The organism is Thioalbus denitrificans, from assembly GCF_003337735.1.
GTDB classification, from domain to species: Bacteria; Pseudomonadota; Gammaproteobacteria; order DSM-26407; family DSM-26407; genus Thioalbus; species Thioalbus denitrificans.
Genome location: NZ_QPJY01000004.1, coordinates 78,637 through 102,432, shown reverse-complemented (window position 1 = coordinate 102,432; position 23,796 = coordinate 78,637). Strand labels below are relative to the sequence as shown.

Genomic DNA, 23,796 nt, shown 5'->3' with positions numbered 1-23,796 from the left:
GGGCGCTGAATGCACGAAGGGGATATGCGCCGTGTACAAGATACTGACGCTGAACAATATTGCCCTGGCCGGGCTGGAGCGGCTGCCGCGCGACCGCTACGAGGTGGCCTCCGAGTTCCAGCATCCCGACGCCATCCTGGTGCGTTCACACGCCATGCACGGCATGGCGCTCCCGGATACGCTCAAGGCGGTGGGCCGGGCCGGCGCCGGGGTGAACAATATCCCCGTCGCGGAGCTCAGCCAGCGCGGAATCCCCGTCTTCAACGCGCCCGGCGCCAATGCCAACGCCGTCAAGGAGCTGGTGATCGCCGGGATGCTGCTGGGCGCCCGCAACATCGTCCAGTCCTGGGACTTCGCCCGCGGCCTGGAGGGCGACGACGAGACCCTGCACCGGCAGACCGAGGCCGGGAAGAAGAACTTCGCCGGCTTCGAGCTGCCGGGGCGGACCCTGGGCGTGGTGGGGCTGGGCGCCATCGGCGTGAAGGTGGCCAACGCGGCGCTGGCACTGGGCATGAACGTGGTGGGCTTCGACCCCGACATCACGGTGCAGCGGGCCTGGCAGCTCTCCTCCCAGGTCCAGCAGGCCACCAGCGTCGACGACCTGTTCGCCCGCAGCGATTTCATCACCCTGCATGTACCGCTGGTGGAGGGCACCCGCGGCCTCATCAGCGCCCAGCGGCTGCGGCGCATGCGCGAGGAGGTGGTGATCCTCAACTTCTCGCGCCAGGGCATCGTGGACGACGAGGCGATGGTGGAGGCCCTGGACAGCGGGCGGGCCTATGCCTATATCTGCGACTTTCCCACCAACCTGCTCAAGAACCACCCGCGGGTGGTGACCCTGCCGCACCTGGGCGCATCGACCCGGGAGGCGGAGGAGAACTGCGCGGTGATGGTGGTCGACCAGGTGCGCGACTACCTCGAGAACGGCAACATCCACAACTCGGTGAACTTCCCCGAGGTCTCCATGCCCCGCAACGGGGGCGTGCGGCTCGGCATCGCCAACGCCAATACCCCCAACATGGTGGGACAGATTTCCACGGCGCTGGCGGAGGCGGGGCTCAACATCATCGACATGCTGAACAAGTCCCGGGGGGAGGTAGCCTACACCCTGATCGACGTGGACAACGAAGTCTCCGCCGCGGTGCTGGAGCGCATCGGCGCCATCAGCGGGGTGCTCGCGGTCCGCCTCATACCCGGGACCGTTCCCGAGCACGAGTCCGAAGCCAGATGAACGACGAGCAGCAGCAGCTGGAGGACATCCGCCAGCGCATCGATGCGCTGGACCAGGAGCTCCAGACGCTCATCAACGAACGGGCCAGGTGCGCCCAGGCCGTGGCGCACATCAAGGAGCGCTCCGGCACCGGCGGCAAGGTGTTCTTCTACCGGCCCGAGCGCGAGGCCCAGGTGCTGCGCCGGATCCTGGACCGCAACGCCGGTCCGCTCTCGGCGGAGGAGGTGGCGCGGCTGTTCCGCGAGATCATGTCCGCCTGCCTGGCGCTCGAGCAGCCCATGAAGATCGCCTACCTGGGTCCCGAGGGAACCTTCACCCAGGCCGCGGCGCTCAAGCATTTCGGCCACTCCGTCATCAGCGTCCCGCTTGGCGCCATCGACGAGGTGTTCCGCGAGGTGGAATCGGGCAACGCCCACTACGGCGTGGTGCCGGTGGAGAACTCCACCGAGGGCGTGGTGAACCATACCCTCGACACCTTCATGAACTCGCCGCTGCAGATTTGCGGCGAGGTGGAGCAGCGCATCCACCACCACCTCCTCTCCCGGGAGCCGGATATCGATCGCATCCGCCGGGTCTATTCCCACCAGCAGTCCCTCGCCCAGTGCCGCGAGTGGCTCGATGCCCACCTGCCCCGGGTGGAGCGCATCGACGTGAGCAGCAACGCCGAAGCCGCCCGCCGCGCCGCGGTGGAGGAGGGGGGCGTGGCCGCCATTGCCGGCGACCTGGCCGCCGAGCGCTACGAGCTCCCCGCCCTGGTGCGCAATATCGAGGACGAACCGGACAACACCACCCGCTTCCTCATCATCGGCAAGCAGTCGCCCGGACCCAGCGGCAAGGACAAGACCAGCCTGCTCATCTCGGCGCCGAACAAGCCGGGCGCGCTCTACCGGCTGCTGGACCCCCTGTTCCGCCACCAGATCAGCATGACCCGCATCGAGTCGCGGCCCTCGCGCCGGGGCATGTGGGACTACGTCTTCTTCATCGACATCCTGGGGCATGCCGAGGACGCCCAGGTGGCCAAGGCGCTGGGCGAACTGGACGAGGTGTCCACGCTGCTGAAGGTGCTGGGCTCCTATCCGATGGCGGTGATGTGAGTCTGCGTGAGTGCGTGAGTGCGTGAGTGCGTGAATGCGTGAATGCGTGAATGCGTGAATGCGTGAATGCGTGAATGCGTGAATGCGTGAATGCGGGAGTGCGTGAATGCGGGAGTGCGGGAGTGCGGGAGTGCGGGAGTGCGGGAGTGCGGGAGTGCGGGAGTGCGGGAGTGCGGGAGTGCGGGAGCGGTAGCCGGGGGGGATGACGTGAAAGTCTTGATTGATCAGAGACAGGGCGAGTTGCGCAAAGCCGGGGCTTTTTCGCACTAACGCACTAACGCACTAACGCACTAACGCGCTAACGCACCCGATTCCCAACGACCAACGAGATTCCAGTAATGAGCTGCGACTTTCTGGCCCTGGCCGCACCCGGTGTGCGCGGCCTGCATCCCTACCAGCCGGGCAAGCCCATCGAGGAGCTGGAGCGGGAGCTGGGCATCCGCGATATCGTCAAGCTGGCCAGCAACGAGAACCCTCTGGGCGCCGGTCCGCTCGCGCGCGAGGCCGCAAGCCGGGCCCTGGCCGCCGGCCTGCAGTGGTACCCGGACGGCAACGGCTTCACGCTGAAGCAGAAGATCGCCGCCCGGCACGGACTGGAGATGGACCGCATCACCCTGGGCAACGGTTCCAACGACGTGCTGGAACTGCTCGCGCGGGCCTTTCTCACCCCCGAGCACGAATCGGTCTTCTCCGCCCACGCCTTCGCCGTCTATCCCATCGTGACCCAGGCCATCGGCGCGCGCGCGGTGGTGACCCCGGCGCTGGACTGGGGCCATGACCTGGAGGCCATGGCCGCGGCCATCACCCCGGCCACCCGGCTGGTGTTCATCGCCAATCCCAACAACCCCACCGGCACCTGGCTCGGGGCCGATGCCCTGGAACGGTTCGTGGCCGGCGTGCCGGAGCAGGTGATCGTGGTGGTCGACGAGGCCTACACCGAGTACCTGGAGGGCGGGGAGAGCGCCGCGGACTGGGTGGGCCGCTATCCCAACCTGGTGGTGACCCGGACCTTCTCCAAGGCCTACGGCCTGGCGGGCCTGCGGGTGGGTTATGCGCTGTCCCATCCGAAGGTGGCGGATCTTCTCAACCGGGTGCGCCAGCCGTTCAACGTCAACAGCGTGGCGCTGGCCGCCGCGGCGGCGGCCCTGGACGATCGCGAGCACATCGCCCGCAGCGTGGCGCTCAACCGCGACGGCATGGCCTGGCTCGAGGGCGAGTTCCGCCGCCTGGGGCTGGCATGGATTCCCTCGAAGGGCAACTTCATCAGCGTGGACACGGACCGCCCGGCGGGGCCGCTGTTCGAGGCGCTGCTGCGCGAGGGGGTCATCGTCCGGCCGGTGGGCGGCTACGGCATGCCCAACCACCTGCGCGTCACCATCGGCCTGCCGGAGGAGAACCGGCGCTTCATCCGGGCACTGGAAAAGGTGCTCGGCAGCTGATGTGGTGAGCACGAACACTGAAAAGAAGACTTCTTATCCACAGATTACGCAGATTACACAGATTCGATCAGCTGTCTTTAAGCGTCTTGCGTATGCCCGATGGGGGTCGCGAAACAGTGTGTGATTCCGAGGGGGTTCATGTTCGGTCACGGGTGTCCAGGTCAACCTTGGTTTCTGGTGGCCGCACGGGAAACGACGTGAATAAATCTGCGCAATCTGCGCAATCTGCGTAATCTGCGGAGAATAAAAAAGACCCCAATGGATAAACTCTGCATCATCGGCGTGGGTCTCATCGGCGGCTGCCTGGCGCTGGCGCAGCGGCAGGCCGGCTTCCGGGGCGAGATCGTGGGCTGCGACCGGGACGGGTCGGCGCTGGAGGAGGCGCTGGCGCTGGGGATCATCGATCGCGCCGAGGTCGAGCCCGCGCGGGCCGTGGCCGGGGCCGATACGGTGGTGGTGGCGGTGCCGGTGGGGGCCATGGAAGCGGTGTTCGCCGCCATCGCCCCGCACCTCGATCCCGGGGCGGTGATCACCGACGTGGGCAGCACCAAGGCCAGCGTGGTGACGGCGGCCCGGTCGGTGTGGTCCAGCCTCCCGCCCGGCTTCGTTCCCGCCCATCCCATCGCCGGAACCGAGAAGAGCGGGGTGGGGGCGGCATTTCCGACCCTGTTCCGGGGGCGCAAGGTGATCCTGACCCCCCTGCCCGAAACATCGCCGGCGGCGCTGGAACGGGTGCGCACCCTGTGGCGGGACACCGGCGCGGAGGTGGTGGTGATGCCGGTGGCCCATCACGACGAGGTGCTGGCCGCCACCAGCCATCTGCCGCACCTGCTGGCATTCACCCTGGTGGACACCCTGGCGCGCATGGACGACAGCTGGGAGATCTTCCGCTACGCTGCCGGCGGGTTCCGGGATTTCACCCGCATCGCCTCCTCCGACCCGGTGATGTGGCACGACATCTGTTTCGCCAACCGCGAGGCGATCCTCGGCGTGCTGACGCGCCTGGAGGAGGACCTCGATACCCTGCGCGCGGCCATCGATCGCGGCGACGGGGAGTACGTGAAAGCCGTGTTCCAGCGCGCCAAGCGGGCACGGGACCACTTCTCCACCATCTTCATCGAGCAGCCATGACCAATATACCTGCCACGATCCGTGTTCAGCCGGGCGGCGCCCTGACCGGACGGGTCCGCGTCCCCGGCGACAAGTCCATCTCCCACCGGGCCATCATGCTGGGCGCCCTGGCCGAGGGGATCACCACCGTGACCGGATTCCTCGAGGGCGAGGACTGCCTGGCCACCATCGCCGCCTTCCGCGCCATGGGCGTGGAGATCGAGGGGCCCCGGGAGGGGCTGGTGCGCATCCACGGGGTGGGCGTGCACGGCCTCATGCCCCCGCGCGAGCCGCTCGATCTGGGCAATTCAGGCACTTCCATGCGCCTGCTCTGCGGCCTGCTGGCCGGCCAGCCCTTCGACTCCGTCCTGACCGGCGACGCCTCGCTGCGCAAGCGGCCGATGGGTCGGGTGGCCGAGCCGCTGCGGCTGATGGGCGCCACGGTGGAGACCGCCGAGGGCGGCCGCCCGCCGCTGGCCATCCGCGGAACGCGCATGCTCCACGGCATCGACTACCGGCTCCCGGTGGCGAGCGCCCAGGTGAAATCGGCGCTGCTGCTGGCGGGCCTCTACGCCCACGGCTATACCTGCGTCACCGAGCCGGCCCCGACCCGCGATCATACCGAGCGCATGCTCGGCGGGCTGGGCTACAGCGTCGAGCGCGCCGGTCCGCAGGTCTGTCTCCATGGCGGCGGCCACCTGGTGGCGGCCGACATCGAGGTCCCGGCCGACATCTCCTCGGCGGCCTTCTTCCTGGTGGGCGCGAGCATCGCGCCCGGTTCCAACCTGCTGCTCGAGCACGTGGGCATGAACCCGACCCGTACCGGCATCATCCATATCCTGCGGGAGATGGGCGCCGACATCAGCCTCGAGAACGAGCGCGAGGTGGGCGGCGAGCCGGTGGTGGACATCCGCGTCCGCTCCTCGCGCCTGCACGGCATCCATATCCCGCCCGGCCAGGTGCCGCTCGCCATCGACGAGTTCCCGGCGCTGTTCGTGGCCGCCGCCGCCGCCGAGGGGCGGACCGTGCTCACCGGCGCCGAGGAGCTCCGGGTCAAGGAGAGCGACCGCATCCAGGTGATGGCCGACGGCCTGCAGGCGCTCGGCGTCGCCGCCACGCCCACCCCCGACGGAATGATCATCGAGGGCGGTGCCATGGGCGGCGGCGAGGTGGACAGCCACGGCGATCACCGCATCGCCATGGCCTTCGCCATGGCCGGGCTGCATGCCGGCGGGACCATCACCATACGCAACTGCGAGAACGTGGCCACCTCCTTTCCCGGGTTCGTCCGCATCGCCGCCGCCGCGGGGCTGGCGGTCACGGCCGAGGGGGGCGAGGGCGCATGACGGCACCGGTGATCACCATCGACGGGCCCGGCGGCGCCGGCAAGGGCACCATCAGCCAGCTGCTGGCCACCCGGCTGGGCTGGCACTTTCTCGACTCGGGCGCCCTGTACCGGCTGCTGGCGCTGGCCGCCAGGCACCACAGCGTCGCGCTCGACAACGAGGCGGCGCTGGAGGTGCTGGCCGCCCACCTGGACGTCCAGTTCGTGGCCGGCGGACCGGGCGAGCCCCCGCGGGTCATCCTCGAGGGCGAGGACGTGAGCGATCTGATCCGCACCGAAACGGCCGGCAACGACGCCTCCAGGGTGGCGTCCTTGCCGGCCGTTCGCGCCGCCCTGCTCCAGCGCCAGCGGGCTTTCCGCGAGATTCCGGGGCTGGTGGCGGACGGTCGGGACATGGGCACGGTGGTGTTTCCCGATGCCCAGGTGAAGATATTCCTCACCGCCAGTCCCGGGGAACGTGCGCAGAGGCGTTATAACCAGTTGAAGGAAAAAGGAATCGATGCTAATCTTTCCAGCCTTTTAGAGGAGATCGCCGCCCGGGACGCGCGTGACAGCGAGCGCGCCGTGGCGCCATTGCGGCCGGCCCCGGACGCGCTGGTGGTGGATACCACCGGCGTGGGTATCGAACAGGTGCTCGACAGGGTCCTGCTGGCGGTACGCGATGCGGGGCTCGAAGGCGGCGAAGCAGTGCAGTGAGGCGGTCCGGTTCCCGGGTGGGGGCCGGATTTACATCAACCATGCGCGCATGCGCACAACAACGTGAGCGACGGAAGAGCGGGTGTCGGTGAGCCGGAGCACGCGCCATTTTCCGTCAGGGGTTAATTTCAATGTCTGAAAGTTTTGCGGAACTGTTTGAAGAGAGCCTGGCCAAGACCGAGATGAAGCCCGGCACCATCGTGAAGGGCATCGTGGTGGCCATCAACAGCGAGGCCGTCACCGTCAACGCCGGTCTGAAGTCCGAGGGCGTCATTCCCACCGAGCAGTTCTACAACGAGCAGGGCGAGCTTGAAGTCCAGGTGGGTGACGAGGTCGACGTGGCCCTCGAGGCGGTCGAAGACGGCTTCGGCGCCACCCGCCTGTCCCGTGAAAAGGCCAAGCGCCACCACTCCTGGAACGTTCTCGAGAGCGCGTTCGACAAGGAGGAGACCGTCTCCGGTATGCTCACCGGCAAGGTCAAGGGCGGCTTCACGGTCGACGTCTCCGGCATCCGTGCCTTCCTCCCCGGCTCCCTGGTGGACGTCCGCCCCGTGCGCGACGTTGCCTACCTGGAAGGCAAGGATCTCGATTTCAAGGTCATCAAGCTGGACCGCAAGCGCAACAACGTGGTGGTCTCCCGCCGCGCGGTGCTCGAGGCCGAGACCAGCGCCGAGCGCGAGGCGCTGCTCGCCAACCTGCAGGAAGGCGAGGTCATCAAGGGCGTGGTCAAGAACCTCACCGACTACGGCGCGTTCGTGGACCTGGGCGGCATCGACGGCCTGCTGCACATCACCGACATGGCCTGGAAGCGCGTCAAGCATCCGAGCGAAGTGGTGAACGTGGGCGACGAGATCGAAGTCAAGGTGCTGAAGTTCGATCGCGAGCGCAACCGCGTCTCCCTCGGCCTCAAGCAGCTGGGCGAGGATCCGTGGGTGGATATCTCCCGCCGCTACCCCGAGAGCACCCGCCTGTTCGGCAAGGTCACCAACATCACCGATTACGGCTGCTTCGTGGAGATCGAGGAGGGCGTCGAGGGTCTGGTGCACGTCTCCGAGATGGACTGGACCAACAAGAACATCCACCCCTCCAAGGTTGTGCAGGTGGGCGACGAGGTGGAAGTGATGGTCCTCGACATCGACGAGGAGCGCCGCCGCATCTCGCTGGGCCTGAAGCAGTGCCAGGCCAACCCCTGGGAGACCTTCGCCGCCATCCACAACAAGAACGACCGCATCTCCGGCAAGATCAAGTCCATCACCGACTTCGGCATCTTCATCGGTCTGGACGGCGGTATCGACGGCCTGGTGCACCTCTCCGACATCTCCTGGAACATGCCCGGCGAGGAAGCCATCCGCGACTACAAGAAGGGCCAGGAGATCGACACCGTGGTCCTGTCCGTGGACCCGGAGCGCGAGCGCATTTCGCTGGGCATCAAGCAGCTGGAGCAGGATCCCTTCTCCCAGTACCTGGCTGATCACCCCAAGGGCACCTTCGTCAACGGCGTGGTCACCGAGGTGGACAACAAGGGTGCGGTGATTGACCTGGGCGACGGCGTCGAGGGTTATCTGCGCGCCTCCGAGCTCTCCCGCGAGCGCGTGGACGATGCCCGCGCCCTGCTCAAGGTGGGTGACGAGGTGGAGGCCAAGTTCGTCGGTCTCGACCGGAAGAACCGCTCCATTGCCCTGTCCATCAAGGCCAAGGACACCGACGAGGAGGCAGAGGCCCTCAGCGACTACAGCAGCCGCATGAACCAGGCCGCAGCCAACCCGACGCTCGGTGATCTGCTCAAGGAGCAGATGGAAAACAACAAGGACTGAGCCCGGACCGGAGGGGTGACGGACGCGAGCAACCGCGTCCGCCGCCCCGGCCGTTCCAGGTTCCAATTTACTGGTTGCTAGGCGAGCGTGATGACGAAGTCCGAACTGATTGAACGATTGGCACAGAAGCAGGCCCAGCTCTCCTACAAGGACGTGGAGCTGTCGGTGAAGAGTCTCCTCGATCAGATGGCCAACTCGCTGGCCACTGGGGAGCGCATCGAGATCCGCGGATTCGGCAGCTTCTCGCTGCATTACCGTCCGCCCCGTATCGGCCGCAATCCGAAGACCGGCGAGGCGGTGGCTTTGTCCGGGAAGTATGTCCCCCACTTCAAGCCGGGCAAGGAGTTGCGTGAGCGGGTCAACGGAGGATCCGACAGCTGATCCGACCGCGGCTCTCGGTGAGCACAACGGGCGGTATGGACCTTGTGTTCATACCGCCTTTTTTGTCAGCATTGCCGGATGACAGGGCGGCCCGTGCGAGGTGACCGCCGGTCGGGAGCGGCCCGCTTCGCGGTCTCCCGGCCACTGAAGTGATTAGCAGAAGACTGCGCCGCGGTGCCTCGACTGAGGCAACGCGAATGCACCCGGAATCCGGCTGAGCGGCTGCACGCGGTCATGCCGGGTCACAGGTCAGTGAGTTTCCGACTGGCGGATGGATGCCCCCGGTTCCCAGGGGGCCTGGACAGACAATGAACCCACTGTTGTTCCTGCTTCTGCCCCTGGCGGCCGCGGCTGGCTGGTTCGCGGCCGTCCACAGCCTGCGCAGGCGCGTGACCAGACGCCAGCCGGTGGGCTTCTCCTCGGACTATTTCCGCGGTCTGAACTACCTGCTCAACGAACAGCCCGACAAGGCCATCGAGGTGTTCGTGAAGATGCTGGAGGTGGACCCCGACACCGTCGAGATGCACCTGGCGCTCGGCAACCTGTTCCGCCAGCGGGGCGAAGTGGATCGGGCCATCCGCATCCACCAGAACCTGGTCGCGCGCAACAACCTGGACAGCGAGCAGCGCTCGATGGCCCTGCTCGAGCTGGCCCAGGACTACATGCGGGCCGGGCTGCTGGACCGGGCCGAGAGCCTGTTCCTGGAGCTGGTGGAGCTCAACGAGCATCCCGTGGCGGGGCTCCGGCACCTGCTGGTGATCTACCAGCAGGAGAAGGACTGGGAGCGAGCCATCTCCATCGCCCGGCGCCTCGAGAGCGCGACCGGCGAGCCCATGAATGCCGAGATCGCCCAGTTCTACTGCGAACTGGCCGAGTCGGCCTGGAATCGTGCCCGGCGCGGGGAGGCCGGAGAGCTGGCCGAACAGGCGCTCAGGACCGACCCGAAAGGCGTGCGCGGCAGTCTCATCGTGGGCCGCATCGCCGCCGCCGAGGGGCGCTGGCGCGAGGCCATCGAGGCGCTGACCGGGGTCGAGTCCCAGGATCCGGACTTCCTGCCCGAAACGCTGCCCCTGCTCAAGCAGTGCTATGGCCATACCGGCAGCCGCAGCGAGCTCATCGCCTTCCTCCACCACTGCCTCACCTCCCATGGCGGGATCTCGGTGATGCTGTCGCTGGCGGATCTCCTGAGCCAGGAGCACGGCGACGAGGAGGCGGCCGAGTTCATCATCGAGCAGCTGCGCCAGCGTCCCTCCGTGCGGGGCCTCGATCGGCTGATCCAGCTCCACCTCGCCCACACCGAGGGCGCCGCGCAGGAGAGCCTGACCATTCTCAAGGATCTCACCACCAAGCTGCTGGAGAATGAGCCCGTCTACCGCTGCCGCTCCTGCGGCTTCTCCGGCCGCTCCCTGCACTGGCAGTGCCCGAGCTGCAAGCAGTGGAACACCGTCAAGCCCATCCACGGCGTGGTGGGCGAGTAGTACAGTCGGAAAAAAACAATATTCACCACGAAGGCACGAAGGGCACGAAGAAAAGCAAAAGACCTGTTTAACCACAGATTGCGCAGATTTTTTTACGGTTTCGCCTCTGCCGCGGTTCTGCAACCGGTGTCGCCATAGAGTCGGCGAGAGCTGAGCTGGTGCCTGGCCGGGACCACCGGTGCCGCTGCACTCAGAAGCGGCCGGTTGTTGAAAACCAATCTGCGTAATCTGTGTCATCTGTAGAAAAAGTCCTTTCTTCGTGCCCTTCGTGCCTTCGTGGTGAATTCACATCCAACGGAGCCTGGAATGCAGAATACGAACGATCCCCGTGTCATCGTCGCCCTCGACTATCCTTCCGCTGACGCCGCGCTGGCGCTGGTGGAGCGCCTGGACCCGGCGCGCTGCCGGGTGAAGGTGGGCAAGGAGCTGTTCACCCGCGCCGGTCCCGAGCTGGTGCGGCGGCTGGTGGACGGCGGCTTCGACGTGTTCCTGGATCTCAAGTACCACGACATTCCCAACACCGTGGCCGGGGCCTGCGCCGCGGCCGCCGACCTGGGCGTGTGGATGGTGAACGTCCATGCCCTGGGCGGGCGGGCCATGATGGAGGCCGCGCGCGAGGCGCTGGAGGCCGGCGGCCGGCGGCCGCTGCTGATTGCCGTCACCGTCCTCACCAGCCACAGCGAAGCGGACCTCGCCGAGATCGGGCTGGCCGGCTCGCCCATGGAGAACGTCCAGCGTCTTGCGGCGCTGGCCCAGGGCTCGGGACTGGACGGCGTGGTCTGTTCACCGCGCGAGGTGGCCACGCTGCGCGCGGCCCATGGAGAAGGCTTCCGCCTGGTGACGCCCGGAATCCGGCCCAGCGGTGCGGCGCTCGGGGACCAGAAGCGGGTGATGACTCCGGGCGATGCGATCCGGAGCGGTTCCGATTACCTGGTCATCGGCCGGCCGGTTACCGGGGCTGACGACCCGATGGGCGTATTGCTGGCAGTGGAAGCGGAGATCGGCGCTGTGCTCGCCGGGTAGGAAGCCGGTAGCCTGATTCCTGCCTATAGAACGGAAATCCAAGGAGGAAATCATGCTGCAACGGATTGCACTGTTCCTGCTGATGGCGGCGCTGGCGCTGCCGCTCTGCGCGGCGGAACCGGCGGACGCCGGGACCGCCGCGCCGGCATCAGTCACCATGGTGGACATCAACCGCGCCGATGCGGATGCCCTGGCGTCCGGCCTGGTCGGCGTGGGTCCCAGCAAGGCCGAGGCCATCGTGGCCGACCGGCAGGCGAACGGCCCGTTCCAGTCGGTGGACGATCTGGCCCGGGTGCAGGGTATCGGCGTGAAGACCGTGGAACTGAACCGGGAGCGAATCACGCTCACGCCGTAGCGGGGGAGCCGAATCCGCAAACGGAGGCCCGGCATCGCCGGGCCTTTTTCTTTGCCGGAACGGCGAGGGCTGACGCGGGCGGCGCGGCTGATTACACTGTCGGTGGCGGTTCGGCGGAATTTCCGCCCGGCGTGTCAGTTGAATGACTCTGGATTGGGAGGCAAGTGAATGGAAGGCAAGACCCTCAGAAAGGCGGTGTTCCCGGTAGCGGGACTGGGTACCCGGTTCCTGCCCGCGACCAAGGCAAGCCCGAAGGAGATGCTTTCCATCGTCGACAAGCCCCTCATCCAGTACGCGGCCGAGGAGGCGGTGGCCGCCGGTATCGACACCCTCATCTTCGTCATCGGCCGGACCAAGCGCGCCATTGCCGATCACTTCGACAAGGCCTACGAACTGGAGGCGGAACTGGAGGCGCGGGGCAAGGAGAAGGCGCTGGAACTGGCGCGGGTGCTGCCCTCGCACGTGAACTGCGTCTACCTGCGCCAGGCCGAGGCGCTGGGTCTTGGCCACGCGGTCTCCCTGACCGGCCCGGTGGTGGGGGATGAGCCCTTCGCGGTCATCCTGGCCGACGACCTCATCGACGGGGGTGACGAACCCTGCATCTCCCAGATGCGCCGCGTCTACGAGCGCGAGGGTGTCAGCGTGCTGGCGGTGGAGGAGGTGGATCCGGACAAGACCGACCAGTACGGCATCGTCAAGGTCAGCGAGACCGAAGGTCGTTGCAGCCGGGTGGAGAAGATCGTGGAGAAGCCGAAGCCGGACGTGGCGCCTTCCAACCTCGGCGTAGTGGGCCGATACATCCTCACCCCCCGGATCTTCTCCATGCTCAGGCAGACCACGCCCGGAGCCGGCGGCGAGATTCAGCTCACCGACGCCATCAGCATGCTCCTGCAGAAGGAGGCTGTGCTGGCCTACCGGTTCGCGGGCAGGCGCTACGACTGCGGCTCCAAGCTGGGATTCCTGGAGGCGAACGTGGAGTATGCGCTGAAGCACCCGGAGCTGGGCGAGAAGTTCGCCGACTACCTGCGCCACCGGCTGGAGACCGTGTAGCTGCTCCTGCAGACCCCAGGTTGCCGGAGTGAAACGGGACAGGGCGGGTGGCCGACGGGCCACCCGCCCTTTCAATTGCTGCCTGGCGTGATTGCCGGGTCCCGGATCAGAGGCTGGTGACCTCGAGACCAAGGGCCTCGTTGCGGGCCAGCGACTTCGCGTCGGAGACGACCGCCACACTGGCGTTCGAACCGGTGAGGTAACGCTCCGCAACCTGCCGCAGATCGTCGAGTCCCACCTCCAGCACCCGCCGGCGGAAGCGCCGGCGTTGCTCCGCGGTGCGCCCGTGCAGGCGTCCGAAGAAGGCGTTCATCGCTTCCCGGGCCGGGGAGTCGGGCCGGTCGATGCTGCCGACGACGCCCAGCACCGCCTCCTCCAGCAGGCGCGGCTCGATCCGGTTCTCCAGCAGCCACTGGATTCCGCGATCGAAATCCTCCAGGGTTTCCGCCAGGCGGGGATCCCGGTAGGAGAAGAAGCGGAAGGCGGTGGTGTCCGGATCGTAGCTGGCGCCGGCGCCGTAGGCGCCGCCCTGCTCACGGATGGCCCGATGCAGGAAGCCGTTGCGGAGCAGGGGGCCGAGCACGGTCAGCGCGGCCGCGTCGGGATGCTCCGGCGCGACGGTGGGGAAGGCCTTGGCGCAGAAGTTCACCTGGGTATTGGTCGCCCAGCCCTGGCGGATGCTCCGGTTGACCGGTTCCAGGCGCAGCTTGCCGGAAGTGGCGGCCGGGTTTGCCTGCCAGTGCCGTTCCAATCCCTTCACGACGCCCTCGAGGGCGCTTTCCTCGGCCACCACCAGGAACTGGCGCGGGGCGGAGGCGATGGCCTCGCGGATGGCGATGAGCCGCCCGGAAAACGCCTCCAGCGCGGTGGTGTCGTCCAGGCTGTCATCCAGCGCCTTCAGCCGCTTGAGACCCTGCAGACCGCTCCAGCGGTGGCTCAGGGCGCCGCAGGGGGCCAAGCCGGCCGTCGCGGCCATCATGGCCAGACCGTGGCCGTTGTCGGTAATCGAGGATTCCCGGTGGGCGCGGACCTGGGCCACCAGCTCGCGCAGCCGCGACAGCTCGTCGAAGCGGGCCTGGAGGAAGGTCTCGTTGAGGAGAGCGGCGAGGGCATCCCGGTTGCGCTCCAGGGCCTTGCCGGAGAGGGTGAAGACCCCGTAGATGGACTGGGCGTCGTCGATGGCGCCCCGCACCGAGGTGCCCGCGCTGATCCCGCCGGTGACCGCCGACTGCAGCGCCTGGATATCCAGGTAGTCGCGCTCCCCGATGCCCACTTCGGTCAGGAGATCGCAGAACAGGGGCAGCTCGTCCAGCAGCTCGTCGGAGAATTCCGGCAGGTCCACCACCACTCGCTGGTAGACGAGACCGTTGGTACCCTGGGCATAGGCCGCCACCGGCGTGCCGGCGATGGTGGCGTCGGTGCCCTCGGCGATCTTCAGCTCGTCCGGCACGTCCGCCAGGGTCACCTTGGGCAGGATCTCGGGATCGTCGGACTGCTCCTGGCGCGCTTTCAGCTCGCGCGCCTGCTCCACGATCCGCAGCCGGTCGGCTTCGCCGAGCGTCTCCCTGAGTGCGGCCAGGCGCGCCCGCTCCTCGGCCGCGAGGCGATCGGCCAGCTCCGGGTCGGGGGCCATGGCCAGGCGAATCCGGTGGGGATTGTCGAGCAGCAGGCGCCGGGTCAGGTTCCTGATGTAGCCGGGATCCCGGATGGCCTCACGCAGCTCCTTGAGCACCGGGTCGATATCCAGGACCGCCACCGCGTCGCCGCCGTGCAGCACCGCGGGCAGGGCCTTGACCATCAGCTGCAGGCCATAGGGGAAGTGGCCGCCGCCGACCTCGCGCTGGTGCAGTTCCAGCTGGTGCAGCACCGCCTCCACCTGGTCCTGGGGAACTCCGTCGCGGGCCACCCGCTCGAGGGTCTCCAGCACCAGCCGCTCCACCGCCTCCGCCTGTTCCGGATCGGTTCCTTCCAGGCCGCAGGCGAAGATTGTCTCCCGGGTGGAGTCGTCCAGCCCGCAGAGCTCCGAGGGCGCGGTGCCCAGGCCGGTGGTCTCCAGGGCCTGGCGCAGGGGCGAGCCGCTGTGGTCGAGCAGGACGCCCGAGAGCAGGTTGGCCTCCATGACCTCCTTCAGGTCGGCGCTGTGGCCGAGCAGCCAGCCGAGCACCACGTGGGTCTTGCGCCGGGTCTCCGCCCCGCCCTCCAGCGGATAGCGGGTCTCGACCACCTGCGGGGCGTCGTAGCGCCGCTCGTCGGGAATGGCGAGGTCCAGGTCCAGCCGCTGAAAGCGCGACAGGGCCCAGGCTTCGATCCGTTCCTGGTGCTCCTCCACGGGGAAGCTGCCGTAGGTCATGATGACGGCGTTGGAGGGGTGGTAGTGGCGGGCGTGGAAGGCCTTGAGATCGGCGTGGGTGAGCTTCGGAATCTCCGCCGGTTCGCCGCCGCTGTTGTAGTGGTAGGTGGTGGTGGGGAACAGGGCGCTCTGCAGGTCGTCCCACAACCGTCGCACGGGGGAGCTCATGGCCCCCTTCATTTCGTTGTACACCACGCCCTTGTAGACCAGGTCGCTGGAGGGATCGTCGGGAACGGCGAACTCCACCCGGTGGCCCTCCTGGGCGAAGTCCATCGCGTCCAGGGTGGGGAAGAAGGCGGCGTCGAGGTAGACCTCGAGCAGGTTGTAGAAATCCTTGCGGTTCTGGCTGGCGAAGGGATAGGCGGTCCAGTCGCTGGCGGTGAAGGCGTTCATGAAGGTGTTCAGCGACCGGCGGATCATCATGAAGAAGGGATCCCGCACCGGGTACTTGCGGCTGCCGCACAGGCTCGTGTGCTCGAGGATGTGGGCCACTCCGGTCGAGTCCTGGGGCACGGTCAGGAAGGCCACCAGGAAGGCGTTGTTCGGGTCGCCGGAGGCGAGGTGCAGATGACGCGCGCCGGTGGCACGATGCCGGTACTCCTCCACGTCGATATTGAGGGAGGGAAGGTGGGCCGTGCGGATGTGCTCGAATGCCGGGTGTGTCATCGATACCTCGTCGGTGGTTCTGTGCGTCGGGTGTGTACGGGCCTGCCGGTCGGCTCACCTTACAGCAGATGGGGGCGGGGGCCCGGAAAGCAAGTGCTCAGCGTATGGTACGTGCCGCCATGACAGGGTGAAAACCCGATCCCGGTGGGGTCATTGCCGGGCCGCGATCCAGTCGGCGACGACCGCTTCGATTTCAGTCCACACCTCCTGCTCTGTGCGTCCGCTGCGCTGCGGTACCGCGAAGCCGTGATCGCCTTCCTCTATGACATGCAATCGCGCCCGCGGTTCGAGGGCGGCGACGAGCTGCCGCAGGCGGTCGAGGCCACAGAGCCGGTCGCGGCTGCCCTGGACGAACAGCATCGGACAGGGGATGGCCTGGAGATGGGCCGAGCGCTCCCGTTCCGGCCTCCCGGCCGGATGGAGGGGATAGCCTAGCAGCACCAGGCCATCCACCGCCGCGCCCGCGGCGGCGAGATGGGTGGCGATCCGCCCGCCCATGGAGCGTCCGCCGATGAATACCCGCCGCGGCGACAGGGGATCCCGCTCCAGCGCCTCGAGCACGGCCCGCCAGGCGGCCTCCAGCCGCGGCGCCCGATCCGGCGCCCGACGGCCCTGCTCACGGTAGGGAAAATTGAACTTCACCGCCAGCAGTCCCCGCCTGGCCAGTGCTTCATGCAGCGCGCTGAGGAAGGGGGCGTGCATGTCCGTGCCGGCGCCGTGGGCCAGCACCACGGCGTCGCCGCCGCCCGGCCGGTAATCCTCCGGCACCAGCCAGACCGAGGAGACCGCGGTGGCGTCGTCGATGGCAATGGTTCGCTCCAGTCGCTGCATGGCCGCCAAGGTTACACGCCTGCCCGGATGGGGGATAGGCACGGCGATGGGGGGAGGCGCCCGCGCAGGAACGCATGGCCGCCGGGCACACCGGTGGCGCGCCCGGTTGATCGCATCCCTTCCCGGCATCTCCGCGATGGATTCGCAATCCGCCGCCCGGTTGCAGCCGACCCCTGACGCGGCGCTGGTGCCTTGACTCGGGGCGCCGGCGGGGTTACCCATGCAGTCTGAACGTCGAGCCAGACCGCGAGGGAGGAATCCAGATGGCCCTGACCCCGTCCACGATGCTGGAGCTGGGCACCCCGGCTCCCGATTTCAGCCTGCCCGAGCCGCTGACCGGCAAGACGGTCGGACTCCGGGACTTCGCCGGCGCGCCGGCCCTGCTGGTGGTGTTCATGTGCAACCACTGCCCCTACGTGAAGCATGTGCAGCACGAGCTGGCCGCCTTCATCCGGGAGTACCAGGAGCGGGGACTGGCGGCGGTGGGGATCAGTTCCAACGATGTCACCACCCACCCCGACGACGGGCCGGAGTTCATGGCCGAAGAGGCCCGGCGGCAGGAATACACCTTCCCCTACCTCTATGACGGGAGCCAGGCGGTGGCCAAGGCCTACCGGGCCGCCTGCACCCCGGACTTCTTCCTCTTCGACGGCGAGCGGCGGCTGGTCTACCGCGGCCAGTTCGACGGCAGCCGCCCCGGCAACGACATCCCGGTCAGCGGGGAAGCGCTGCGCGCGGCGGTGGAAGCGGTGCTGGCGGGCCGGCCGGTAGCGGCGGAGCAGGTGCCAAGCATCGGCTGCAACATCAAGTGGCAGGCGGGCAACGAACCCGACTACTTCGGATGAATGCGGCGCTGGCGGGGATCCGGTTCGGCAATAACCCCTGAAACCCCGGCGTTGCCGCGGCTGCCGCAGCGGCCTAAGCTGTGCTCCACCGCCGAACGGGACGCGGAACCGAGGCTGCCATGACCGAACAGCATCACATACCCACCGATATCCGGCTGCACCAGCAGCGCCGGGTCCTGGAACTGGCCTATCCGGACGGGGCGGTCTTCGAACTCCCCTGCGAATACCTCCGGGTCCACTCCCCCTCGGTGGAGGTGAGCGGCCTCGGCGAGCTGGTGAGCGGCCGGGAGCGGGTCAACATCACCGACATAATCCCCATCGGCCGCTACGCCATCCGCCTGTTCTTCGACGACGGCCACAAGTCCGGCGTCTACTCCTGGGAGACCCTCCACGACCTCGCGGTCAACCGGGAACGCTACTGGCTGGCGTACCTCGCCCGGCTGGAGGCGGAAGGCGTCACCCGCGAGGCATGAAGGCTCAGAGCCAGCCCTTGCGCCGGAAGTAGACGAACATCCCTCCGGCGATGGCAATCATCAGGACCCACACCAGCAGGTAGCCGTAGGGCCACCCCAGCTCGGGCATGCTCCAGGGCCCGGCGTTGCGGTCGAAGTTCATGCCGTAGACGCCGACGATGAAGGTCAGGGGGATGAACAGGGTGGCGATGATGGTGAGCACCCGCATCACGTCATTGAGCCGGAAGCTGGCGCTGGAGAGGTAGATGTCCAGCATGCTGGCGGTCATGTCCCGGTAGCTCTCCAGCAGGTCCATGATCTGGATGCTGTGGTCGTAGCAGTCCCGCAGGTAGACCCGGGTGCCTTCCTCGAGCAGGGTGCAATCCTCGCGCACCATCATGTTCACCACCTCCCGGTGGGGCCAGACCATGCGCCGGAGCAGGAGCAGCTCGCGCTTGAGGGCCTGGATGCGGCCGAGGGTCTCCCGGGTCGGTGTCTCCAGCACTTCCTCCTCCAGCTCCTCGATGCGCAGGCCCAGGGTTTCCAGGACCGGGAAGCCCTCGTCGATGACCAGGTCCACCAGGGAGTAGAGCAGGTAGTCGGCCCCCCGGCGGCGGATGCGGCCCTGGTTGGCATGCAGGCGCGCGCGGATCGGCTCGAAGGGATCGTCGGGGCCGTCGTTGAAGCTGACGACGTAGCCCTGGCCGAGGAACAGGCTGACCTGTCCGCCGACATCCTGGGCCCCGGCGCCCCGGGGGCGGCTGAGGATCATGAACAGCTGGTTGTCGTAGAGCTCGGCCTTGGGCCGCTGCCCGGTGTTGTGCACGTCCTCCAGCGCCAGGGGATGGAGCCGGAACATCTCCCCCAGCTCACCGAGGACCTCGGGGGCGGCGTGGCCCTGGATGTGAATCCAGGTGACGCTGTCCCGATCCATGAAGGGGCGGCAGTCCTCGGGCCGGGCATCCAGGATCTCGGTGATGTCGGCCGCGTCGTAGTCCACCAGGGTGAAGACCAGCGGCGCCTCGGCGATGGCCGGTCGCAGGGTGCCGGGCAGGGTGCCCGGCGGGTGGTAGCGCTTGGTGAAGTAGCTCAAGAAAGGCCCTCCCTCTCCACTCTCCAGTGTAGCAGCCGCATCAGCGCGGCCGGTGTCGCCGGTGCAGCCGGCTCCCGAGCCAGACCAGGCCGCCGATGACGCCCGTGGCGGCCATCGCCTCCAGCTCGTAGCGGTGGAGATCGCCCAGGATGATCTCCAGCCCATGGCCGAACAGATAGCCCAGGCTGCCGATGACGACCGCCCAGCCCGCTGCGCCGATGGCGTTGAGGAGCAGAAAGCGCAGGCTGGAAATGTCGCTCATGCCGATGATGAACGGGGTGACGGTGCGCAGCCCGTAGAGAAACCGGAAACCGAGGATGACCACGTCCGGATGCCGGCCGAGCAGGGCCTGGACCTGCCCGGCCCGCGCCTGCCAGGCCGGTCGGCGTGCGAGCAGCGCGGGGCCGTGCCGGCGTCCCAGGTGGAAGTAGAGCTGATCGCCGGCCAGGGTGCCGGCAAAGGCCACGGCAATGACGCCGGGCAGTCGGAGGTAGCCGAGCTTGGCGGCCATGCCGCCCAGCACCAGGATGGTCTCGCCTTCGAGGAAGGTGCCGGTCAGGACGGCCAGGTAGCCATAGTTCTGTACCAGCTGCTCCAGCGACATGGCTGCACGGGGCTCCTTCTGCGTTCGGTTTCCGGCATGGTAGCCTGCTCCACGGACGAGCGGTATCCGTGATCCCGCGGAGGGTTACGTGCAGATGGCGCCCGGGGTTCGGGAGGTCGCGGTGGGTGCCGCGCCAGGCGCACGGCCGGAGGCGGGGAGAACTGGGCGGCGGGTCATCGCCACCGGTCATTCCGCGGTCCCGGCTGCGGGCCGGCTGGAGCGCTCCGCTCAGCGATCGATGCCACCCAGGCAGAGGTACTTGATCTCCAGGAACTCGTCGATGCCGTAACGGGAGCCCTCGCGGCCGATGCCCGACTCCTTCATGCCGCCGAAGGGAGCCACCTCGGTGGAGATGATGCCCTCGTTGATGCCCACGATGCCGTATTCGAGCCCCTCGGAAACGCGCCAGATCCGGCCGATGTCGCGGCTGTAGAAGTAGGCGGCCAGGCCGTAGCGGGTGTCGTTGGCCATCCGCAACGCCTCGGCCTCGGTGGAAAAGCGGTAGAGCGGCGCCACCGGGCCGAAGATCTCCTCCCGGGTCATGCGCATCTCGGGCGTTACGTCGCAGACCACCGTGGGCTCGAAGAAGGTGCCGCCGAGAGCGTGGCGGTGGCCGCCGGTGAGTACGCGGGCCCCCTTGTCCACGGCGTCGGCCAGCAGTCCCTCCACCTTCTCCAGCGCCGCGCTGTTGATGAGGGGGCCCTGCTGGCTGCCCGACTCGGTCCCCGGGCCCACCTGCAGTTCCCGCACCGCGGCGGCCAGCTTCTCGGCGAAGGCGTCGTAGATGCCCTCCTGCACCAGCATCCGGTTGGCGCACACGCAGGTCTGGCCGGAGTTGCGGTACTTGGAGGCCAGCGCACCCGCCACGGCGGCGTCCAGGTCGGCGTCGTCGAAGACGATGAAGGGGGCGTTGCCGCCCAGCTCCAGCGACAGCTTCTTCACGGTTCCGGCGCACTGGCGCATCAGCAGCTTTCCCACCTCGGTGGAGCCGGTGAAGGAGAGCTTGCGCACCGCCGGGTTGCCGGTGAGCTCGGCGCCGATGGCCTCGGCGTCGCCGGTGATGACGTTGAACACCCCGGCGGGGATGCCGGCCCGTTCGGCCAGTACCGCCAGGGCCAGTGCCGAGAAGGGCGTGTCCTCGGCGGGCTTGACCACCGCCGTGCAGCCGGCGGCCAGGGCCGGGGCCACCTTGCGGGTGATCATCGCCAGGGGGAAGTTCCAGGGGGTGATGGCCGCCACCACCCCGACCGGCTCCCTGAGCACCAGCAGGCGCTTGTCCGGCGCGTGGGCGGGGATGGTGTCCCCATAGACGCGCTTGCCCTCCTCGGCGAACCACTCCACGAAGGAGGCGCCGTAGGCCACCTCGCCCCGGGCCTCGGCCAGCGGCTTGCCCTGCTCGGTGGTCATCAGCAGCGCCAGGTCCTCCTGGTTGGCCATGATGAGTTCGAACCAGCGCCGCTGCAGGCCGGCGCGGGCCTTGGCGGTCAGCGCCCGCCAGGCGGGCCAGGCGGCCCCGGCGGCGGTCACGGCCCGGCGGGTCTCGGCGGCGCCCATGTCCGGGACCCGGCCGAGCATCGCGCCGTCGGCGGGGTTGGTGACCGGGAAGGTGGCACCGTCGTCGGCGCCGACCCACGCCCCGTCCAGGTAGGCACGGCTGCGGAAAAGGTCGGGATCGCGCAATTCCATGGTCAGCTCCTCGAAGTCATCGTCCAGGACGGACAGTGTCTTTGCCACAGAGGCCACGGGGGCCGCGGGGGTCACCGGGAATTTTCCGTGGAATGGCCCTGCGCGGGTACGGTTCGGGAGGATGTCACCGGCTCCTGGCACAGTGCCATACAGCTGCTTCTCCGCGTTCTCCGTGTCCTCTGTGGCAAGTCAGGTCATGGGTCACTCAAGTCGAAAGACTCAGGTATCCCGGTGGTGCTTCTCCATCCACTTGCGCACGCGGTTGGCGTCCCCCATGGGGCTCAGCTTGCCCCAGGAGTCGAGCAGCACCAGGATGACCGGTTCTCCGGCGATGCGCGCCTGCATGACCAGGCAGCGGCCCGAATCGGAAATGTAGCCGGTCTTGCTCAGGGCGATGTCCCAGCTCTCGTTGCGCAGCAGGCGGTTGGTGTTGCGGAAGCGGATGACCTGCCGGCTCTTGCCCCTGCCCACCGCCACCTCGTGCTCCCAGGTGGTGGTGTACTGGCGGATGAGGGGATAGTCCATGGCCGTGCGGACGAGGTTGGCCAGCTCGCGGGCCGTGGAGACATTGCCGCTGTCCAGGCCGGCGGGATCGGCGAACTTCGTCTGGTTCAGGCCCAGCCCCTGCGCCTTGCGGTTCATCGCCGCCACGAAGGCCGGGGTGCCGCCGGGATAGGTGCGTGCCAGGGCGTTTGCCGCGCGGTTCTCCGAGGCCATGAGCGCCAGCAGCAGGAGAACCCGGCGCGAGACGCTGGTGCCCGGCAGCAGCCGCGAGCTGCTGCCGCGGATGCGGTCGCGGTCAGCGCTGGTGACCACGACGGGCTCCTCCAGCTTGAGCCCGGCGTCGAGGATCACCATGGCGGTCATGAGCTTGGTCAGCGAGGCGATGGGCGTGGGCGTGTCCGCCTCCTTGGCGTAGAGCTCGCGGCCGTCGCTGAGGCCGAGGACCAGTCCCTTGGACGAGCGGAGCCAGGGGGCGTCGGCGGCGCCGGCGGGGGACGCCGCGGCCAGGAGGAGGGCCAGCAGGGGCAGCAGGAACAGGGTGTTGCGGAGAGACGGATTCATGGTCATGGTTCTGGCAGGGAACGATTCTCGTGCAGTGCGGCCAGGTTCAGCGGGCGCCGCAACCCGGTCACCAGTTCGAGGTAGTCCGGATCGTCGGCGCTGATTACACCGTGCCGGATCAGGAAGTCGATGATGACGAGGTTGCAGTTGGGCTTGAATGCGTTGCTGCCCTGGACCATTTCGGCCACCTGCTCAACCGGCCACAGCTCGAAGGACTCCACCTCGCCATCGGTACAGCGGGGAGTGTAACTCTCCGGCAGTTCCAGGTCATAGGTGAACATCACATCCGGCTTCAGCCCGGCGGGGGTTTCCCAGCAGTAGGAGATGGCACCGACCGGACGCGCCCTGGCGGCCAGGGTCGGGGGAATGGCCGCTTCCTCCCAGCACTCCTTGGCCAGGTTGTCGGCCAGGGCGATGCCGTAGGGCAGTCCGCCCGCCACCAGGTTGTCGAGCATCCCCGGGTAGGTGGGCTTGTCAACGGCCCGGCGGGCGACCCACAGCTTGAGTCCCGCGGGTGTGCGGACGAAGCCGTTGAGATGCTGGCCGAAGGATCGCACGCCGTAGGTGGAGGTTGCGGCGCGATCGATGAGCAGGAGTGGACGGAGCCGGTCCCGGGCGGTGACCGGGTAGCGCTCGCCATGCCGGCGCGCGATGGTGCCCCGCTTCACCAGGGTATGGGTGATCCGGTCGAGGACCGCGGTTCTCTGGTCGATGGTGTTGAAACGGTGTGCGAAATCCACGTGACCAGGCCGGATAATGAATACCTCGGGCCATTCGGCGAGGATGTCCCTTACCGCCGGACGGATCCAGCCCACCTGCTGACGATCGATACAGAAGGGGAGGTAATTGCTGAGGTCGAAGGTGTTGCAGGCGCGAATACGATCCAGAAAACTCATGAGCAGTGGGGCCTCGCGGTAAGGCGCCGTGCCGGCGCACTATCCCTGTCGCTGCTCCATCCGTTCAATCCCGGGCCCTGCGTGTCCGCTGCCAGTGGCCGGACATTCTTTCTGTGGCGGGAATCATAGCCGAACCTGACCCCGGCTCCTAGTGTACTGCGCCGCTCTTGGAGGCCCATTCAGCGAGTCGCCGGCCAGCGGCGCGCCCGCAGGGAGCCCCCCGAAAGTGCCATGACGGCGTTGCAGCGCTTGGCAAGGGAACAACCATTGCCTGCGCACTGCGCCTTGTCCT

21 protein-coding genes are annotated in these 23,796 nt (G+C 67.9%); 14 read left to right on the top strand and 7 right to left on the bottom strand.

The window, feature by feature from the left end:
• Positions 1-31: 31 nt before the first annotated feature.
• The 12 genes from DFQ59_RS10420 to galU all read left to right on the top strand — a co-directional run bounded on the left by DFQ59_RS10420 (position 32) and on the right by galU (position 13,016).
• Positions 32-1,231 carry a phosphoglycerate dehydrogenase gene (locus DFQ59_RS10420; RefSeq protein WP_114279646.1) on the top strand — a complete coding sequence of 400 codons (1,200 nt, stop codon included), beginning with the start codon at positions 32-34 and terminating at the stop codon, positions 1,229-1,231.
• Entirely contained in the window at positions 1,228-2,325 is a 1,098-nt protein-coding gene (gene pheA, locus DFQ59_RS10415; RefSeq protein WP_114279645.1) for a prephenate dehydratase, read from the top strand. Before DFQ59_RS10420 ends, pheA begins: the two co-directional genes overlap by 4 nt.
• A 338-nt stretch (positions 2,326-2,663) precedes the next feature.
• Positions 2,664-3,764 (top strand): histidinol-phosphate transaminase, encoded by a 1,101-nt coding sequence (gene hisC / locus DFQ59_RS10410; protein WP_114279644.1) that lies wholly within the window; start codon positions 2,664-2,666, stop codon positions 3,762-3,764.
• 258 nt (positions 3,765-4,022) lie between these two features.
• A complete protein-coding gene (locus DFQ59_RS10405) occupies positions 4,023-4,895 on the top strand; it encodes a prephenate dehydrogenase/arogenate dehydrogenase family protein (RefSeq protein ID WP_114279643.1) in 873 nt (290 codons plus the stop codon).
• A complete protein-coding gene (aroA, locus tag DFQ59_RS10400) occupies positions 4,892-6,220 on the top strand; it encodes a 3-phosphoshikimate 1-carboxyvinyltransferase (RefSeq protein WP_114279642.1) in 1,329 nt (442 codons plus the stop codon). The genes DFQ59_RS10405 and aroA overlap by 4 nt, the downstream gene beginning before the upstream one ends.
• On the top strand, positions 6,217-6,915 hold the full coding sequence (gene cmk, locus DFQ59_RS10395; RefSeq protein WP_114279641.1) for a (d)CMP kinase: 699 nt from the start codon (positions 6,217-6,219) through the stop codon (positions 6,913-6,915). The genes aroA and cmk overlap by 4 nt, the downstream gene beginning before the upstream one ends.
• A 131-nt stretch (positions 6,916-7,046) precedes the next feature.
• Positions 7,047-8,729 (top strand): 30S ribosomal protein S1, encoded by a 1,683-nt coding sequence (gene rpsA, locus DFQ59_RS10390; RefSeq protein ID WP_114279640.1) that lies wholly within the window; start codon positions 7,047-7,049, stop codon positions 8,727-8,729.
• Positions 8,730-8,819: 90 nt separating this feature from the next.
• Complete coding sequence (locus DFQ59_RS10385; protein WP_114279639.1) at positions 8,820-9,110, top strand: integration host factor subunit beta; 291 nt, start codon at positions 8,820-8,822, stop codon at positions 9,108-9,110.
• Positions 9,111-9,418: 308 nt separating this feature from the next.
• Positions 9,419-10,588: a lipopolysaccharide assembly protein LapB gene (gene lapB / locus DFQ59_RS10380; RefSeq protein ID WP_114279638.1), complete on the top strand. Its 1,170-nt coding sequence runs from the start codon at positions 9,419-9,421 to the stop codon at positions 10,586-10,588.
• Positions 10,589-10,894: 306 nt separating this feature from the next.
• Positions 10,895-11,611 carry an orotidine-5'-phosphate decarboxylase gene (gene pyrF / locus DFQ59_RS10375; protein WP_114279637.1) on the top strand — a complete coding sequence of 239 codons (717 nt, stop codon included), beginning with the start codon at positions 10,895-10,897 and terminating at the stop codon, positions 11,609-11,611.
• 52 nt (positions 11,612-11,663) lie between these two features.
• A complete protein-coding gene (locus DFQ59_RS10370; protein WP_114279636.1) occupies positions 11,664-11,966 on the top strand; it encodes a ComEA family DNA-binding protein in 303 nt (100 codons plus the stop codon).
• 168 nt (positions 11,967-12,134) lie between these two features.
• Positions 12,135-13,016 (top strand): UTP--glucose-1-phosphate uridylyltransferase GalU, encoded by an 882-nt coding sequence (gene galU / locus DFQ59_RS10365; protein WP_114279635.1) that lies wholly within the window; start codon positions 12,135-12,137, stop codon positions 13,014-13,016.
• Between the two features lie 106 nt (positions 13,017-13,122).
• On the opposite strand, the gene DFQ59_RS10360 is transcribed toward galU, so the two are convergent.
• Both DFQ59_RS10360 and DFQ59_RS10355 read right to left on the bottom strand, forming a co-directional pair.
• Positions 13,123-16,032, bottom strand: a complete 2,910-nt coding sequence (locus DFQ59_RS10360) for an insulinase family protein (protein WP_114279634.1) — start codon at positions 16,030-16,032, stop codon at positions 13,123-13,125.
• Between the two features lie 150 nt (positions 16,033-16,182).
• On the bottom strand, positions 16,183-16,863 hold the full coding sequence (locus tag DFQ59_RS10355) for an alpha/beta hydrolase family protein (RefSeq protein WP_245937259.1): 681 nt from the start codon (positions 16,861-16,863) through the stop codon (positions 16,183-16,185).
• Between the two features lie 263 nt (positions 16,864-17,126).
• Here DFQ59_RS10355 and DFQ59_RS10350 point away from each other — a divergent pair, with 263 nt between their 5' ends.
• Both DFQ59_RS10350 and DFQ59_RS10345 read left to right on the top strand, forming a co-directional pair.
• Positions 17,127-17,708, top strand: coding sequence for a thioredoxin family protein (locus DFQ59_RS10350; protein ID WP_114279632.1), 582 nt, complete (start codon positions 17,127-17,129; stop codon positions 17,706-17,708).
• A 119-nt stretch (positions 17,709-17,827) separates the two neighbouring features.
• Complete coding sequence (locus DFQ59_RS10345; protein ID WP_114279631.1) at positions 17,828-18,181, top strand: gamma-butyrobetaine hydroxylase family protein; 354 nt, start codon at positions 17,828-17,830, stop codon at positions 18,179-18,181.
• A 4-nt stretch (positions 18,182-18,185) separates the two neighbouring features.
• Here DFQ59_RS10345 and corA read toward each other — a convergent pair whose 3' ends face one another.
• The 5 genes from corA to DFQ59_RS10320 all read right to left on the bottom strand — a co-directional run bounded on the left by corA (position 18,186) and on the right by DFQ59_RS10320 (position 23,504).
• Positions 18,186-19,253 carry a magnesium/cobalt transporter CorA gene (gene corA, locus DFQ59_RS10340; protein WP_114279630.1) on the bottom strand — a complete coding sequence of 356 codons (1,068 nt, stop codon included), beginning with the start codon at positions 19,251-19,253 and terminating at the stop codon, positions 18,186-18,188.
• A gap of 40 nt (positions 19,254-19,293) precedes the next feature.
• A complete protein-coding gene (locus DFQ59_RS20270; RefSeq protein WP_114279629.1) occupies positions 19,294-19,857 on the bottom strand; it encodes a DedA family protein in 564 nt (187 codons plus the stop codon).
• A 228-nt stretch (positions 19,858-20,085) separates the two neighbouring features.
• Positions 20,086-21,591, bottom strand: a complete 1,506-nt coding sequence (locus DFQ59_RS10330) for an NAD-dependent succinate-semialdehyde dehydrogenase (RefSeq protein WP_425451013.1) — start codon at positions 21,589-21,591, stop codon at positions 20,086-20,088.
• Between the two features lie 171 nt (positions 21,592-21,762).
• A complete protein-coding gene (locus DFQ59_RS10325; RefSeq protein WP_170142122.1) occupies positions 21,763-22,608 on the bottom strand; it encodes a serine hydrolase in 846 nt (281 codons plus the stop codon).
• A gap of 2 nt (positions 22,609-22,610) precedes the next feature.
• Positions 22,611-23,504 carry an NUDIX hydrolase gene (locus DFQ59_RS10320; RefSeq protein WP_114279627.1) on the bottom strand — a complete coding sequence of 298 codons (894 nt, stop codon included), beginning with the start codon at positions 23,502-23,504 and terminating at the stop codon, positions 22,611-22,613.
• Between the last annotated feature and the right edge of the window lie 292 nt (positions 23,505-23,796).